Source organism: Parasynechococcus sp. (assembly GCF_045559935.1).
Lineage (GTDB): Bacteria > Cyanobacteriota > Cyanobacteriia > PCC-6307 > Cyanobiaceae > Parasynechococcus.
This window is the reverse complement of record NZ_JBJLJL010000010.1, coordinates 405,355-420,586: the sequence shown is the minus strand read 5'-3', so window position 1 is coordinate 420,586 and position 15,232 is coordinate 405,355. Positions and strand designations below refer to the sequence as shown.

At 64.2% G+C, this 15,232-nt stretch carries 15 protein-coding genes; 12 read left to right on the top strand and 3 right to left on the bottom strand.

What is annotated here, in order from left to right; all coding sequences use genetic code 11:
• Window positions 1–28: 28 nt before the first annotated feature.
• A complete protein-coding gene (locus tag ACJ0G7_RS12205) occupies window positions 29–154 on the bottom strand; it encodes a hypothetical protein (protein ID WP_407395951.1) in 126 nt (41 codons plus the stop codon).
• A gap of 70 nt (window positions 155–224) precedes the next feature.
• Between ACJ0G7_RS12205 and ACJ0G7_RS12200 the strand changes: the two genes are divergently transcribed.
• From ACJ0G7_RS12200 to ACJ0G7_RS12175, 6 genes are all read left to right on the top strand, one after another.
• The gene (locus ACJ0G7_RS12200; RefSeq protein WP_407396336.1) at window positions 225–1,256 is read left to right on the top strand and encodes a UvrD-helicase domain-containing protein; all 1,032 of its coding nucleotides are present in this window, start codon (window positions 225–227) and stop codon (window positions 1,254–1,256) included.
• Window positions 1,228–3,810 (top strand): UvrD-helicase domain-containing protein, encoded by a 2,583-nt coding sequence (locus ACJ0G7_RS12195; protein ID WP_407396365.1) that lies wholly within the window; start codon window positions 1,228–1,230, stop codon window positions 3,808–3,810. Before ACJ0G7_RS12200 ends, ACJ0G7_RS12195 begins: the two co-directional genes overlap by 29 nt.
• Complete coding sequence (locus ACJ0G7_RS12190; RefSeq protein ID WP_407396334.1) at window positions 3,807–5,369, top strand: ATP-dependent RecD-like DNA helicase; 1,563 nt, start codon at window positions 3,807–3,809, stop codon at window positions 5,367–5,369. The genes ACJ0G7_RS12195 and ACJ0G7_RS12190 overlap by 4 nt, the downstream gene beginning before the upstream one ends.
• Window positions 5,370–5,711, top strand: coding sequence for a phosphomannose isomerase type II C-terminal cupin domain (locus ACJ0G7_RS12185; protein ID WP_186483652.1), 342 nt, complete (start codon window positions 5,370–5,372; stop codon window positions 5,709–5,711). It abuts the gene before it with no gap.
• A 104-nt stretch (window positions 5,712–5,815) separates the two neighbouring features.
• Window positions 5,816–7,600: a DEAD/DEAH box helicase gene (locus ACJ0G7_RS12180; RefSeq protein WP_043691566.1), complete on the top strand. Its 1,785-nt coding sequence runs from the start codon at window positions 5,816–5,818 to the stop codon at window positions 7,598–7,600.
• Window positions 7,597–7,857 carry a hypothetical protein gene (locus ACJ0G7_RS12175; protein WP_407396331.1) on the top strand — a complete coding sequence of 87 codons (261 nt, stop codon included), beginning with the start codon at window positions 7,597–7,599 and terminating at the stop codon, window positions 7,855–7,857. Before ACJ0G7_RS12180 ends, ACJ0G7_RS12175 begins: the two co-directional genes overlap by 4 nt.
• Here ACJ0G7_RS12175 and ACJ0G7_RS12170 read toward each other — a convergent pair.
• Window positions 7,847–7,984 (bottom strand): hypothetical protein, encoded by a 138-nt coding sequence (locus ACJ0G7_RS12170; RefSeq protein ID WP_407396329.1) that lies wholly within the window; start codon window positions 7,982–7,984, stop codon window positions 7,847–7,849. The genes ACJ0G7_RS12175 and ACJ0G7_RS12170 overlap by 11 nt on opposite strands.
• 246 nt (window positions 7,985–8,230) lie before the next feature.
• Here ACJ0G7_RS12170 and ACJ0G7_RS12165 point away from each other — a divergent pair, with 246 nt between their 5' ends.
• The 4 genes from ACJ0G7_RS12165 (at window position 8,231) to ACJ0G7_RS12150 (ending at window position 13,550) form a co-directional block, all read left to right on the top strand.
• Complete coding sequence (locus ACJ0G7_RS12165; protein ID WP_407396327.1) at window positions 8,231–8,524, top strand: RNA recognition motif domain-containing protein; 294 nt, start codon at window positions 8,231–8,233, stop codon at window positions 8,522–8,524.
• Window positions 8,525–8,616: 92 nt separating this feature from the next.
• Complete coding sequence (locus tag ACJ0G7_RS12160; RefSeq protein WP_407396325.1) at window positions 8,617–10,419, top strand: ABC transporter ATP-binding protein; 1,803 nt, start codon at window positions 8,617–8,619, stop codon at window positions 10,417–10,419.
• A 70-nt stretch (window positions 10,420–10,489) separates the two neighbouring features.
• A complete protein-coding gene (locus ACJ0G7_RS12155; RefSeq protein WP_043691550.1) occupies window positions 10,490–12,589 on the top strand; it encodes a cation:proton antiporter in 2,100 nt (699 codons plus the stop codon).
• A gap of 52 nt (window positions 12,590–12,641) precedes the next feature.
• The gene (locus ACJ0G7_RS12150; protein WP_407396322.1) at window positions 12,642–13,550 is read left to right on the top strand and encodes an LCP family protein; all 909 of its coding nucleotides are present in this window, start codon (window positions 12,642–12,644) and stop codon (window positions 13,548–13,550) included.
• A 15-nt stretch (window positions 13,551–13,565) separates the two neighbouring features.
• Here the strand turns inward: ACJ0G7_RS12150 and psbP are convergent, their stop codons facing one another.
• A complete protein-coding gene (psbP, locus tag ACJ0G7_RS12145) occupies window positions 13,566–14,144 on the bottom strand; it encodes a photosystem II reaction center PsbP (protein ID WP_043691545.1) in 579 nt (192 codons plus the stop codon).
• A gap of 55 nt (window positions 14,145–14,199) precedes the next feature.
• Here psbP and recR point away from each other — a divergent pair, with 55 nt between their 5' ends.
• Window positions 14,200–14,778: a recombination mediator RecR gene (gene recR, locus ACJ0G7_RS12140; protein WP_071839647.1), complete on the top strand. Its 579-nt coding sequence runs from the start codon at window positions 14,200–14,202 to the stop codon at window positions 14,776–14,778.
• A 110-nt stretch (window positions 14,779–14,888) separates the two neighbouring features.
• On the top strand, window positions 14,889–15,221 hold the full coding sequence (locus tag ACJ0G7_RS12135; protein ID WP_407396319.1) for a hypothetical protein: 333 nt from the start codon (window positions 14,889–14,891) through the stop codon (window positions 15,219–15,221).
• Window positions 15,222–15,232: the final 11 nt, after the last annotated feature.

Sequence of the window (15,232 nt, the reverse complement as noted above, 5' to 3'; positions counted from 1 at the left end):
ATGTTCCTCGGTCTCTGAGCGCTGAATCTCAGAAATCAAAACTGTTGACGAGGGCGAAAATGTAAAGCCCGGCGATGGCCAGTCCGAACAGCCCGATGGATGTCAATTGGCGTGCCATTGGAAAGATGTCGGCACGCCTGTTGTGGCTCAGCACCTAAATCGTGTCAATCAGCAAGGAGCAATGGTGAGGGAACGCCATCAGACTTCTGATGTCGCTTCCCGGCATGGTTCAGCGGTTTGAGGCCAACAGCTATCCCCTGGTCCCAGGGCTGCGCCTGCTCGAGGCCAGCGCCGGAACCGGCAAGACCTTTGCGCTCGCCCATCTCTGCCTGCGGCTGATCACCGAAGCGCAGCATCCGCTGGAGCAGCTGCTGGTGGTCACCTACACCGAAGCTGCGGCGGACGAGCTGCGTTCACGCATCGGCCAGCGCTTCCAGGCTGCCCTCGAAGGCCTGGAAGCGCTCGAGACTGAGGCTGCTCCTCCAGCTGCCGACCCGGTTCTTGAGAACTGGTTGGAGCATGCGGCAGACACCACGCTTCGCAGGCAGTGGATCAGCTGCCTGCTTCTTGCGCTGGAACAGCTCGATCGGGCCGATATCACCACGATTCATGGCTTCTGCCGCCGCACGCTGCGGCGGATGGCCCTCAGCAGCGGGGCTGCCATGGATCCTGAGCTGGAGACCGACTCCACCGACCTGCTGCAGCAGGTGGTGCAGGACATCTGGCGTGACCAGCTGCTGACGTTGCCTGCGGATCAGCTCATTGGTCTGCGCCAAAGCGGGCTGTCTCCGGAGGCGATGGTGCAGGCCCTGCGGGTTCTGGACGGCGAGCCACATCCCTGCGTTCTCGCAGAACGGGATGACTTCGACCCCGACGAACCCCTTGCCGCTCAGCTGCAGCTCTGGATGGGGCGCTGCTGGGAGCGTTTTCTCCTCCTCTGGCAGCGGGATGGCGACATCGCTCGAAACACGCTTCCGCAGCAGTGCCGCTCAGTGGAAGGCCCAGGGCTGCAGGGACACCAAGCCCTACAGCGGCAAGCCCCGCACGGATCGTTGCGCCGTGCTGGATCGCTGGATTGCCGATCAGAACGGCGTTCCGTCGCTGGCCGCGATTCGCGCTCAGAAATCTCTTCTGCGCGACTACTTCCACCCCGGATGCTGGTGCAGTACCGCCAGACGCTGCGGCGAGAGCGATCCCTCGCTGGCGGCAGCGGAGCTGCAGCAGGTGATGGCCGCCCTCTGGGACGGACCACCTGAGCGGGTCTGGCGCTTTGTTCTGAACCGCGCGCTCCGGGAGCTTGCCGCGAGGCGGACGCGCCGCGGTGTGATCTCGTTCCCCGGGCTGCTGGCGGCCCTGGATCCGGGAGAGGAGGACGCTCCATGGCTGGAGCCGTTGCGGTGTCGTTACCGGGCCGTGATGGTGGACGAATTCCAGGACACCGATCCCTTGCAGTGGCGCTTGCTGCGCCGGACCTTTGCGGAGCGGGGGAATCATCTGCTGTTGCTGGTCGGTGATCCCAAGCAGGCCATCTACCGATTCCGAGGCGGCGACCTGGACACCTATCTCCAGGCACGCCGTCAGGCGGACCGGATTGATGCCCTTCAGGAGAACTTCCGCACCACACCGACTCTGATGCGTGCCCTGAATGATCTGATGCGCCCTGGACTGGTGCGTTCCGAACTGCCGGTGCCTGCGGTGGAGCCCCGCGGCAGTGCGCAGGCTCCTCCGCGGGGATGCCCGCTGCAGCTGCTTCGTTGGTGCGGAGAGACTCCGCTCACCAAGACGGCACTGGTCGAGGAGCTGCCACTGCGTCTGGCGGATGCCGTGCTGCGGCTCCTGCAGGAACGGGACGACCTGACGCCTGCGCAGCTCTGTCTGCTGGTCAGCACCCACCGTCAGGCCACGGAGTTGCGTCGGGCTCTGTCGAGCCGAGGCCTGCCGACCCGTCTCGTGAGCCAGGGGGATGTGTTCGAGACGGAAGCGGCCGTGGTGCTTCAGCGCCTGCTCGATGCTCTCGCCCAACCCGGGGATGAGCGGCGTCTGCGGTTGCTGGCCTGCTCGCCCCTGATGGGATGGCCGCCTGATGATCTGAGCATCGACGGTCGCCTGGATCAGCTCGCCCTGCGGCTGCGTGCATGGGCGGTCCAGATGCCGACGATCGGTCTTCTGGGATGCCTTTCGGACCTTCTGGATGGAGAGCGGATGGCGGAGCTTTCCGATCGCGGCCGGATGCTCGGTGATCTGCAGCAGGCGGCCCGGCTGGTGCAGGAGGTGATGCACCGTCAGGGACTCGACATCGCCAGTGCCGCGACCTGGCTGAGGCGTGAGCGTCTGCACCCTGCTGATCCCGTTCCTGAACCGCGTCAGCCCCACAGCGATCTCGTTGAAAGTGCGATCGCCGTGGTGACCGTGCACCGCAGCAAGGGGCTGGAATATCCGGTGGTGATCTGCCCGACGCTCTGGGAAGGCCCCCGGGTCGGGGGTGGTCCGCTCTGGCGGGACGGCGGGGAGGGTTCCTGGCGGTTGCTGCTCGATTCCCGCTGGGGACGGGGGCTGGACCTGGCGCAGCAGGAGGAGACGGCGGCGATGGCTGAGGCGGAACGCCTGGCCTATGTGGCGCTCACCCGTGCACGCTCCCAGTTGGTGCTCGTCTGGGCCAGGGTCACGCGTCAGGAGGGCTCTCCGCTCGTGAGCTGGCTGTTCGGTGCGGATGCCGTGGGTCAGCCGATCGATCAGTTGACGGATGAGCGCCTCAGTGCGGAACTGGCTGAGCGAGCCCTGGCGATCGAGCTGACCAGCCTGGAACCGCCGGATCCGGCACCCCGTCGCTGGCGCAGCCCTGCGCCAACTGACCGTCTCTGCATCGGTGCGGTTCCGCAGCGAATCGACCGCCGCTGGGGCCGCTCCAGCTACTCCGCCTGGACGGCCACGTCGGAGGATCCGGCCCGTCATGAGCAGGGTCGCGATGCCGATCCTGAGGGTGAGGAGATCCTGGATGAGGTCGACGACCACTGGCCGGAGGATGGCCCGCTCCGTGATTTCCCGAGGGGTGCCTCTGCCGGGGACTGCCTGCATCGCATTCTTGAGCAGGTGTCGTATCAGCCCTCCACACCGGATCCGGAGCTGGTCGAGGCGGAGCTCCGCCGCGCGGGGCTCGACATCAGCTGGGTCCCGGCGGTGCAGCAGGGTCTCCGCCTGGTGGTCGAGACCCCGCTCGGTGGTCCCCTCGGCGATCTGAGCCTCGATCAGCTCGCCCTGGAGCAGCGACACCCCGAACTCGGATTCGACCTGCCGGTTGAGCAGGTGCGCACGGCTGATCTGGTCAAGGCCTTTCAGGCCGAGCCTGAGGCCCGCTTCGGGGAGGGCTATCTCGAACGGCTGGCGAGCCTCTCGGTGAACAGCCGCGGGTTTCTGACCGGATCGATCGATCTGGTGTTTGTGGATCCCAACCAGCGCTGGTGGGTCTTGGACTGGAAAAGCAACTGGATCGGCGAACGCTCCGGTGATGGCTCAGACGACCGCTGCGGTCCGCGTCATTACACCGATGCGGCCATGGGCCTGCAGATGATCCATCACCACTACCCGCTGCAGGCTCATCTGTATCTGGTGGCTCTGCATCGCCATCTGCGCTGGCGCCTCCCCGGCTATTTGCCTGAACGTCATCTGGGTGGTTACGTCTACGCCTTCCTGCGCGGGATGCCCGGTTCCCGTCAGCCCGGCTCGCGTGCCACTCCGGGGCGGATCGTCGAGCCGGCTCCACTGAGGCGGGTGCTGGCTCTCGACCGGTTGCTGCAGGAGGGGGGACGGTGACCGGAAGCAACTGGCCCGCCGGTTTCGCCGCAGCAGTGCATGCGGTGCTGGTGCGGCATCGACCGCCGTCCGAGACGGATGCCGCTCTCGAACAGCTCAGTACCGAGCTCGTGGCGGCTCTTGAGCAAGGCGAGCTTTCACTGCCGCTGACGGCGGAGCGCCGGGCAGTGGCGCGATCCAGCGGCTGGCTGACTGGCGAGGCGGCGCCGCTGATGGTGGAGGGGGAGCGGATCGGCTGGCGCCGCTGGCTCACAGCGATGCAGGCGGTGGTGGATCAGCTGTTGGAGCGGGCTTCCAGGCCTGTGCCTGTCTCCCGCTCCGGTGCGGTTCCGGATCTGCCGCGGGGCCTGAATCATGAGCAGCGCCAGGCGGTGCTGGCACCGGATCACCTGTCTGTGGTGCTGCTCAGTGGTGGACCCGGCACCGGCAAGACCAGCACCGTGGTGGAGATGCTGCAACGGGCGCGGGCCCGCCATCCGGATCTGCGCATCGGCCTGGCCGCGCCCACCGGAAAGGCCTCGCGCCGTCTGGCGGATGCCGTTCGCCCCCGATGTCCTGATCTCCCATGCAGCACGCTTCATCGTTGGCTCGAGGCTTCCAGTGCTGGGTTCCGCCGCAACCGGAGCCGGCCTCTGGAGCTCGATCTCCTCGTGATCGACGAGATGTCGATGCTGGATCTGGCGTTGATGCAGGCTCTGTTGGAGGCTCTTCCCTCCGGCTGCCGCCTGATCCTGGTGGGAGATCCGGCGCAACTGCCGCCGGTGGGCAGCGGTGCGGTCTGGCATCGGCTTCAGGACCCTGACGTGCGGGACCGCTTCGGGCCTGCTGCGGTGCAACTAATGCACGTCTACCGCAATCGCGGCGCCCTTGCTCAGCTGGCCAGCAGGCTTCGCGAGGACGGTCTGGAGGGATTCGCGCAGGAACTGGATGGATTGCCGCCGGCAGCGAACGTGCTGCATCGACGGGAACCTCTGCAGCGACTGCCGTTGGCGCTGCGGAAGAGCTGGCCCTCGCGTTTGGAGCGTCTGGCTCAGCTGGCATCAGGCCTCGAGATGATGCAGGAGGCCGATCTGGAGGAGGCGTCCCAGCCATTGCTCAGGGAGCTCGAGCACGATCTGGTGCTCTGTCCCAGACGCCAGGGGCGCTGGAGCCTTGAGGATGTTCATCGCACCCTGCTGGGAGCGGCCGGCGTCCAGGACCCCTGGAGTTGGCCGGTCGGTCTACCGGTGATCTGCGGCAGCAATCAGCCGGAACTTGGGCTCGCCAACGGCGATCTCGGCGTCAAGCTCGGGCTTGGAGAGGGCTCCTGTCTGCTGTTCCGTGTGCTGGGCGCAGACGGCAGCGTCGTGGTGAGGCGGCTGCATCCGGCCCGGCTGCAGCGATTGGAGCCGGCGGTGGCGCTCACCATCCACCGAGCACAGGGCAGTGAGGCGGATTGCGTCACGGTGCTTTGGCCGCATTCGCTGCAGTCCGATCCCCTGGACCGTCACGCCAGCCGGCTGCTTTACACGGCCATCACGCGTGCGCGTGACACCCTTGAGTTGATCACTCCGGACTGAATGCGGGTCGAACGCCCCTGGGGCTGGTACGAAGACCTCCTCTCCGGAGACGGGTACAAGGTGAAGCGTCTGCTGGTCCGCAGCGGTCGGCAGCTCTCACTGCAACGTCATCACCATCGCAGCGAAAGCTGGACCGTGGTGGCCGGGGATGGCGCTCTTCTCTGCGGTGAGACGTGGCAGGACGCAAGCATCGGTGTGATGCTCACCATCCCCTGCGGCACGGTGCATCGCGCGCGGGGCGGACAGAGTGATCTGATCATTCTTGAAGTGCAGCACGGGGCCGTTTTGCGTGAGGACGACATCGAGCGGCTGCAGGATGATTACGGCAGGGTGATAAGTTAAGAACGAACCTTTGAAGCGTGGGCAACACAACCGGAGTGTGATCGTTGATCACCGGGAGGTTGTGAGCCTGATTTCAGAGATCAATCAGGCTAGGGCCACTTTTCATGACAGAACAGCAGCAGCAGCACGGGGAGACCCTGTGCGCCGTGGATCTTTCCGCATCCGAACTTCCGGCGAAGAGCCCGGACGACGTTTTCACCACCACAATCGATGCCTCAGCTGAGGATCCTTCCGGATTTGCGGGGTTCGGGTTCAGTGAAGCGCTGCTCCGCACGCTGACTGACAAGGGCTACAGCGAACCCTCTCCGATTCAGCGGGCGGCCTTCCCTGAACTGATGCTCGGCCGCGATCTGGTGGGTCAGGCTCAGACCGGCACCGGCAAGACCGCTGCCTTCGCACTGCCCCTGCTGGAGCGTCTGGAGTCCGGCAGCTCCAGACCCCAGGCGCTTGTGCTGGCTCCGACCCGTGAGCTGGCCATGCAGGTGGCCGACTCGTTCAAGGCCTACGCCGCCGGTCATCCCCATCTGAAGGTGCTGGCCGTCTACGGCGGCTCGGATTTCCGCTCCCAGATCCAGACCCTGCGCCGCGGGGTTGATGTGGTGGTGGGGACCCCTGGACGGGTGATGGACCACATGCGCCAGGGAACCCTGGACACCAGTGGCCTGCGCAGCCTGGTGCTGGATGAGGCCGATGAAATGCTGCGCATGGGCTTCATCGACGATGTCGAGTGGATTCTCGAGCAGTTGCCTGAGCAGCGGCAGGTGGTGCTCTTCTCGGCCACGATGCCGCCCGAGATCCGAAGGCTTTCAAAGCGTTATCTGAAGGATCCTGCCGAGGTGACGATCCGGACAAAGGATCAGGAGGGGCGTCGGATCCGCCAACACTCGATCACGGTGCCGATGAGCCACAAGCTGGAGGCCCTGCAGCGGGTTCTCGATGCCTGGGGTGGGCAGGGAGTCATCATCTTCGCCAGGACCAAGGCGATCACGCTCACCGTCGCCGAGACGCTTGACGGCAGCGGACATCAGGTGGCCGTGCTCAATGGCGATGTACCTCAGAACCAGCGTGAGCGAACGGTGGAACGCCTGCGCAGTGGATCCATCGACATCCTGGTCGCCACCGATGTGGCGGCCCGCGGCCTGGATGTGGATCGCATCGGGCTGGTGATCAACTACGACATGCCCTTCGACAGCGAGGCTTACGTGCACCGGATCGGCCGAACCGGTCGCGCCGGCCGGTCCGGAGAGGCGGTGCTTTTCGTGACCCCCCGCGAGCGTCGATTCATCAGCAATCTCGAGCGCGCCACGGGCCAGCCGATCGAGCCCATGGAGGTGCCGGGGAATGCGGCGATCAATCAGGGGCGTCTGGATCGGCTTCACCAACGCCTCAGTGATGCCGTGCAGAGGGAACGACCCTCAGAAGAGGAATCCGCTCTGCTCAAGGAGCTGATCCAGCGCATCGGAACCGAGCGCGACATCACCCCTGAGCAGCTGGCCTACGCGGCCCTCAATCTGGCGATCGGTCCGGAACCGCTGCTGCGCCAGCAGGGGGATGACGAGTGGATTCAGAACAACAGCCGTCGCGAGCGTGATCGTGATCGTGACCGCAAGAACGGTGATCGTCGCGGAGAGCGGTCGAGCCGGCCTGCGGAGGAGTCGATGCAGCGTTACCGGGTTGAAGTTGGCCACCGGGACCGGGTCAAACCGGGCAATCTTGTGGGCGCCATCGCCGGTGAGACAGGACTTCAGGGCCGCATGATCGGTCGCATTCAGATCTTTGAAGATCACAGTTTCGTCGATCTTCCGAAGGGGATGCCAGAAGATATCTTCAGCAATCTGCAAAGGTTGAAAGTGATGAACAAGCAGCTGCAGATCACTCAGGCCAAATGACAACGTCGCTGACAGCAGCTGTTCTGGGCCTTCTGCTCGTGGCCCTGCCAGCTTCCGCTCAGGAGGACGAAACGATGATCAAACGTTTCTGTCTTGCAGCATTCGACGCGGCCATGAAGCAAGCAGGCAAAACCCCTCCTGACGGTATGGGGGGATCCACCTGCGATTGCTTCATCCAGCAGGTGAATCAGGGGGCAGGACTCGATGCCGCCAAGCAGACCTGCACGGCTGAGGCCATCAAGGCGTTCAAGAGTTGACCTGGGGGGTCACGCGTCGTTCCGCCAGAGCAAGTTCCTCCACCACACGGATCAGCTCCAGCTGCACGTCCGGAAGGCTCTCTCTGATCAGGGTGTTCAGAAGCACCAGTCGATCGCACGGGATCAACTCTCCGTCAGTCGTCCAGTGCAGGGCTTGAAGTGAAAACGACGACATACGCTGATCCACTGTCAGGGTCTTCTGACAATGGGGGCAAACATCGCTCCCATGTCATGGTCTTTCGATTTGCTTCTCTTTTTCGTGTTGAATCGTGCGAGGGCCCTGTAACGTCAGAGTGCTGACGCCTGAGCACCGGAACTCCGACCTCTTCGGAGCCGGCTCGCGCGGTTGAGCACATCCAAAGGTTCCACGTTCATGACCATCTACATCGGCAATCTCTCGTTCCAGGCCGAACAGGAGCACCTGTTTGACCTGTTCAGCGAGTACGGCGAGGTCAAGAACTGCAGCCTCCCTCTCGACCGTGAGACCGGGCGCAAGCGCGGTTTCGCCTTCGTTGAGATGGTGAATGACGAAGACGAGCAGAAAGCGATCGACGACCTCCAGGACGTCGAGTGGATGGGTCGGATGATCCGCGTGAGCAAAGCCACTCCACGCGAGCGCTCGGGTGGCCCCCGCGGTGGTGGTGGCGGCGGCGGTTATCGCAACTGACCTGGAGGCCCCAGGCGGCACCGTCCTGAAGTTCCAGCGCGATCTCCTGGGTCTGGATCCAGGAGAGGCCCGCTGCTGACGATGTTGAAACAGTGACGGATCCAACCCTCAGGACGATTGCAGACAGGCCCCCTTTGAGGCGCTTGCTTGGTCATCTGGCGCCCCAGAGACGGCTGGTGATCACGGCCGTCAGTTGTTCCCTTCTGAACAAACTGTTCGACCTGGCGCCTCCAGCACTGATCGGTCTGGCGGTTGATGTGGTCGTGCGGGGCCAGCAGTCATTGCTGGCCGGCTTCGGCATCAGCGGCGCTACGAACCAACTCGGCGTGCTGGCTCTGCTCACGATGGTGATCTGGAGTGCCGAATCGCTGTTCGAATACCTGTACGGAATCCTCTGGCGCAACCTGGCTCAGACCACGCAGCACAGCCTGCGGCTCGAGGCCTACGCCCATCTCCAGAGGTTGGAATTGTCCTTCTTTGAGCAGGACAGCAGCGGACGGCTGCTGTCGGTGCTCAATGACGACATCAACCAGCTGGAGCGGTTCCTTGACCGTGGTGCCAACGAGATCCTGCAGCTTCTCACCACGGTTCTGGTGGTTGGGATCGGCATGGCGGTGATCGCACCGGGTGTGGCGGTGTTCGCCTATCTGCCGATTCCTGTGATCCTTGTCGGGTCGCTGCGCTTTCAGAAGCGCCTGCAGCCCCGTTACCGGGACGTGCGGGCCCGCGCTGGTGATCTGGCGGCGCGGCTGTCCAACAACATCGGCGGCATGCTCACGATCAAGAGCTTCACTGCCGAGGCGCTTGAGCTGGAACGGCTGCGCGGAGAAAGTGAGGCCTACCGACAGAGCAATGCCAGAGCGATCCGTCTTTCAGCCGCCTTCATTCCGCTGATTCGTTTCGCGATTCTGTTCGCTTTTCTGGCGATCCTGCTGGTCGGGGGCTTCAAGGCGGTCGCCGGCGAGTTGGAGGTCGGCACCTACAGCGTGCTGGTTTTCATCACCCAGCGACTGCTTTGGCCGCTCACCACCCTGGGCCGCACGTTGGACGACTACCAACGTTCCATGGCCTCCACCCGTCGGGTGCTGGACCTGATCGACACCCCGATCGGCATCCGGAGCGGTCCGATGGTTCTGGACCGGCGGCTGGTGCGAGGGGAGCTGCGTTTCGAGGCGGTGGACTTCGCCTATGACGAGCGACCTCCGCTCCTGCAGGACTTCAATCTGGTGCTGCCCGCAGGCAGCACGATCGGCATCGTCGGTTCCACCGGCTCCGGTAAGAGCACGTTGGTCAAGCTGCTGCTGCGCCTCTACGACCATTCCGGCGGTCGCATTCTTCTGGACAGCCGCCCGATCGAGACACTGCGTCTCGAGGATCTTCGCCGGGCGATCGCCCTGGTCAGCCAGGACGTCTATCTCTTCCATGGAACGGTGGCGGAAAACATCGCTTACGGCAGCGATGCGGCCGATCCTGCTGCGATCGAACGTGCGGCCCGACTGGCCGAGGCGGCGAGCTTCATCGAGGAGTTGCCCCATCGCTACGAGACCCTGGTGGGTGAGCGGGGGCAACGTCTGTCCGGTGGCCAGCGTCAACGCATCGCGCTGGCCAGGGCGATTCTCAAGGATGCTCCGATTCTGGTGCTCGATGAAGCCACAGCAGCGGTGGACAACGACACCGAGGCAGCGATCCAGCGTTCTCTGGAACGGATCACCCGTGATCGCACGACCCTTGTGATCGCCCATCGCCTGAGCACGATCCGGCATGCCGATCGCATCGTGGTGATGGAGCGGGGACGCATCGTCGAGCAGGGCCTCCACGATGATCTGCTCGCCCTCGGCGGCGTTTACACGAACTTGTGGCAGGTGCAGGCCGGGGAACGGGCTTGCGCTTCCTGAAGAACCCGTTGCCTGCGGTCGGACCGGTGACCATGCTTGAGCGTGACTTACCTGGCTCTGCCATCAGTCCATGGCGATGGAGGCCTCGGTCAGCCACGTAATGCACCACCCCCTTGGGGTGTTCGCTCTGTTGGTGGCGATCAGTGCGGCCGTGCCGCCCCTGATCCGACGCCTCGGCTTGCCTGATCTGGTCGGTCTGCTGCTGGCGGGCGTGCTGATCGGCCCCCATGCTCTGCAGTGGGTGGACACCGACAGCGAGACGGTGCGGCTGCTCTCTGATCTGGGAGCTGTCTATCTGCTGTTCACGATGGGGCTGGAGATCGACCTGGAGGAGTTCAACCGGGTCAAGCGCCGCTCCTTCATCTACGGCTTGCTGATCCTTCTGATCGGGGTGGCCACTGGGGTTTCCATCGGATGGATGGCGGGCTTCGCGGGGGTGTCCTGCCTCTTGCTCGGGGCGTTGATGGCCACGCACACGCCGCTGGGCTATCCGATCGTCCGCAGCTACGGAGCTCAAAAGGATGAGGCGGTGGTGGTGAGTGTCGGGAGCACGATCTTCACCGACATCGTCGCGCTGCTGTTACTGGCGGTTGGCCTTGGTCTGGGCAAGGGGGATCTCAGTGGGGCCGGCCTCACCTGGTTGCTGGTGAAGATCGGCTTGTTTGCCCTGATGGTGGTGCTGGGGATCCGCTGGCTGGGACAACGGCTTGTGATCCGCGGGATCAACGATGAAAACAGGATGGTTCTGGCCGTGCTGGTCGCCCTGTTCCTGGCGTCCCTTGGGGCGGAGCTGGCGGGGGTGGAGAAGATCGTCGGCGCCTTCCTTGCTGGACTGGCGGTGAATTCGGTTCTCCCGGAGGGGCGGGTCAAGGAGCAGGTGATCTTCATCGGGAGTGTTCTGTTCATCCCGATCTTTTTCATCGACCTCGGCCTGCTGCTGGATGTGGGAAGCCTTGGGGAGAGCCTGTCCAACTATCAGTTCACGGGCCTGATGCTGGTGGGAGCGATTGGCGGCAAGGGACTGGCCTCCTGGATCAGCGGGGCTCTGTTCGGTTATCGCCGGTCGCAGATCCTGATGATGTGGTCGCTCACCATGCCCAAGGTGGCCGCCACCCTCGCCACCGCATTCATCGGTTTTCAGGCGGGATTGCTGAATCAGATGGTGCTCAATGCCGTCCTCGCCGTGATGGTGGTGACCGCCACCCTCGGCCCGATCCTCACGGAGCGGTCGGTGACGCGCTTGACGGAGGATCGGCAAGGCATGGTGCCGACCAGCTTCGGGGAGGAGGCTGCCACCGCTGACGGAGTCAGTGAGGTCGTGCAGCGACCGTTGCGGATCGTGGTGCCCATCGCGAACCCCGGCAATGAAGGGGGACTGCTCAACATCGCGTCGCGGCTGCTGCGTGGATCAGCTGGTGGGGAGGGATTACTGCTGCCTCTCGCCATGGTCAATCCCAGTCTCGAGGAGGTGCGCGGCGGCCTCAACCGCGCTGTCGTCGCGGCCCGTGGTCGACTGGCTGCCGCAGCGGCGATCGGCAGTTCCCTGCAGGTGCCAACCCGAACCCTGCTGCGACTCGACGAGGACATCGCCGGGGGCATGAGCCGCACCGCCCTCGAACAGTCGGCGGACCTGCTGCTGATCGGAGCCGGACGGGCGGACCAGCTGCGGGCCTGGTTCCTCGGAGACATCGTCGATGGGGTCTGCCGCACCGCCCATTGCCCCGTCGTGGTGGTGAACCTCGGGCGTCAGCGCGTCACCGCCCTCAGCCGCATCCTGGTACCCATCAAGGATCTCTCCGCCAGCGCACGCGAGCAGTTCGAGCTGGCCCTGAGGGTGATCAACACAGCGGCGCTGGAGGAGCGCACCCGCATCACGTTGCTGCATGTGCATGATCCCCGCTTCAGTGGGCAGGACCGGCGCTGGATGGAGGAGCAGCTGATCCGCTGGAGGCCTCAGGGGATCCCGGCAGAGCGCTTTCACATCGTGATCGTGCGTGGGCCAGGCATCGATGTGGCGATCCATCGCCTCAGCCGTGAGCATGACCTCGTGATCCTTCGCACACAGCGCAGACGGGTGGCCGGCTTGCCGATCCCCGGCAGCGACCGCACGAGCAAGTTGATCAGTCAGCTCCCCTGCGCGGCGATGGTGATCAGCGATCCGCTGGTCTGACCATCCAGAACAAAAGGTTAAGACAAGGTCAAGCTCTGGTTATGGTAAAGAGATGGTGATCCAGTCCTCGCCGAAGCCGCGTCGACCCCTCTGGGTTGCGGCTTTCATCGGCCTGTCTGGAGGGTTGTTGCTCTCGGTGCCGCTCAGCCGCTTGAGCGGTGATCAGTCCGTTGCGTCGATGCCTTTGCCGCTGGGAAATCCCTTCGGCAGCTGGGCTGGTTTTGGGCCGAAGGAGGTTGTCGTGCTGGGCCGGGATGCGAGCGGCAGCAACACCGATGTGATCTTCACCGTCAGGGTCCTGGGAGGTCGCACGACGATCACTCAGATTCCCCGTGACAGCTACATCGACAGCGATGGCTTCGGAGCCATGAAGATCAACGGTCTGCTGGCGAGAGGAGGTGCGGAGGCGGTGGAGCGAGAGCTCACGCGATTGATGAACCGTCCGATCCGTCATCACATCGTGGTCCGGTTGGATGCGATCGAGACGCTTTCCGACATGGTCGGCGGCATCGAGGTCGACGTGCCGAAGCGTCTCTACTACGTCGACCGCAGCCAGGGTCTGGTGATCGATCTCCAGCCGGGTCGACAGATTCTCAGAGGCGGGGATCTGGAGGGGTTCCTGCGCTGGCGTCAGGATGGGCGTGGGGATGTCGGCAGGCTTGAGCGCCAGCAACTCGCGTTGAAGGGACTGTTCGAGCGGATGCGGCAACCTCAGAATCTGATTCGCCTTCCGGCCTTGATCGCCGCCGCGGGCGGTCAGCTCCAGACGGACCTCGGTCCGGTGCAGATGGGCGGTCTGATCGCCGCGATGGGGACCACCGATCTGGAGACCAAGCGATTGCGGGCCAAGCCGTTCTATCGCGGGGGCATCAGCTATCTGGACACGGAATGGCCTGCGCGGGACCCCAGCGGTGCCGAGGCCAGCGAGGCGAGCAGCCGCCGCTTTCGATTTCTGTTCTGAATCCCGCCAACGGGCTTACACCAGCAGATTCAGGGAGCGCACCACCCGTCCGCAGAGATCGCTGACTTTCGGCCAGCGCTCTTCGTTGGTGCTGGTGGCCAGGGTGTAGAGACGCCCGCGGTCCACCACCACCGTTGCCAGCTCGTGGCGGTCACGATCCTCCAGGTGCACGGCGTACTCCAGGTCATAAAACGTGTGCCCGTTGGTTTCACGCTCCCCGGCTTCGATCAGCTCGGCTGTGCGGCCGCTGCCTGCGGTGGCGATCACCTCACGGCGCAGCCTCTCTCCCACCGCCACCGCGCTGCCCAGCTCGCTGAGGTCGTTGCTTTCGTCCACTTTGTTCACCATCAGGCTCACGGTCTCGTCGCTGTGGATGAGGTCGTGAAACACAACCCTGGGGCCGTTGCTCACCTGCACCTGGGTCCAACCTGTTGGGTAGAGGAAGGCGAAGCGTCCGTCGGGGCTCTGGTACGACTGCAGTCCGGCGGTTGGACCGGCTGCGCAGGCTCCCAGGGTGAACGCCAGGGCTGCACAGGCCAGCAGTCGGGTGAGGGATCGGAACAGCTGCATCGTGGCCTGAACGGATCGGGGCATTCTGCCTAGAGTCTGATTATGCGGCGGCAGACCCCTGAGCGGCTTCACCCGACCGTTGGCCCGACTGATCGATCAGTTCGAACGGCTGCCCGGCATCGGCCCCCGCACAGCCCAGCGTCTTGCCCTGCATCTGCTCAATCAGCCGGAGGAGCAGATTCATCAATTCGCTGATGCTCTGCTGGCGGCGCGCACTCAGGTGGGCCAGTGCCAGACCTGTTTTCATCTCTCGGCGGAACCCCAGTGCGAGATCTGTCGCAACCCGGAGCGGACCAACGGTCTTCTCTGTGTGGTGGCGGATTCCAGAGACCTGCTGGCGATGGAGCGCACCCGGGAATTCCGTGGGAGGTATCACGTTCTCGGTGGCCTGATCTCGCCGATGGACGGGATCGGCCCTGAGCTGCTTCAGGTGACATCACTGGTGGAACGTCTCGGCAGGGAGGATGTCAGCGAGGTGATCCTGGCGCTGACCCCCAGCGTCGAAGGCGACACCACCAGTCTTTATCTGGCGCGACTGATCAAGCCGTTCTGTCAGGTGAGCAGGATTGCCTACGGGTTGCCGATGGGCAGCGAGCTCGAGTTCGCCGATGAAGTCACGCTGAGCCGGGCACTGGAGGGGCGTCGACCGGTCGAATGAACCGAATCCCTCAATCTGAAAGGAGCCTGAGAACCCACTGAGAAACACGACAGATGACGGTGTGAACCTTGAAGGACTGCCTTAAGACTTGATGGGTCAGGTCCTTCCCGATGACGTTTCCGCTCTTCTGGCTTCCCCGCCGGCGCTCCCTCAGCTCCCGGGAGATCCGCTTCGAGCGGCACGATGAACGGGCGGCCCGGGCTGTCGAGCTGTTGCCACAGCCGCAGCCACCTCTGGTTGCGATGGAGCTGCCTGAGCCGATCGATCCATTCGCCCCGGAAATCGTCACGGTTCCCGACATTCCCGAGCCGTTGAGCGCGGTGCAGGAAGAGCTGGATCAGATGGCCCAGGCCCTGGTACCTCCGGAGCTGCCAGAGCCTGCATTTGAGATCCCTCCCTTGGACGTTCCTCCCTTGGACTGTTCCTCCGTTGGACAGGCCTGAACTTTCTGCTC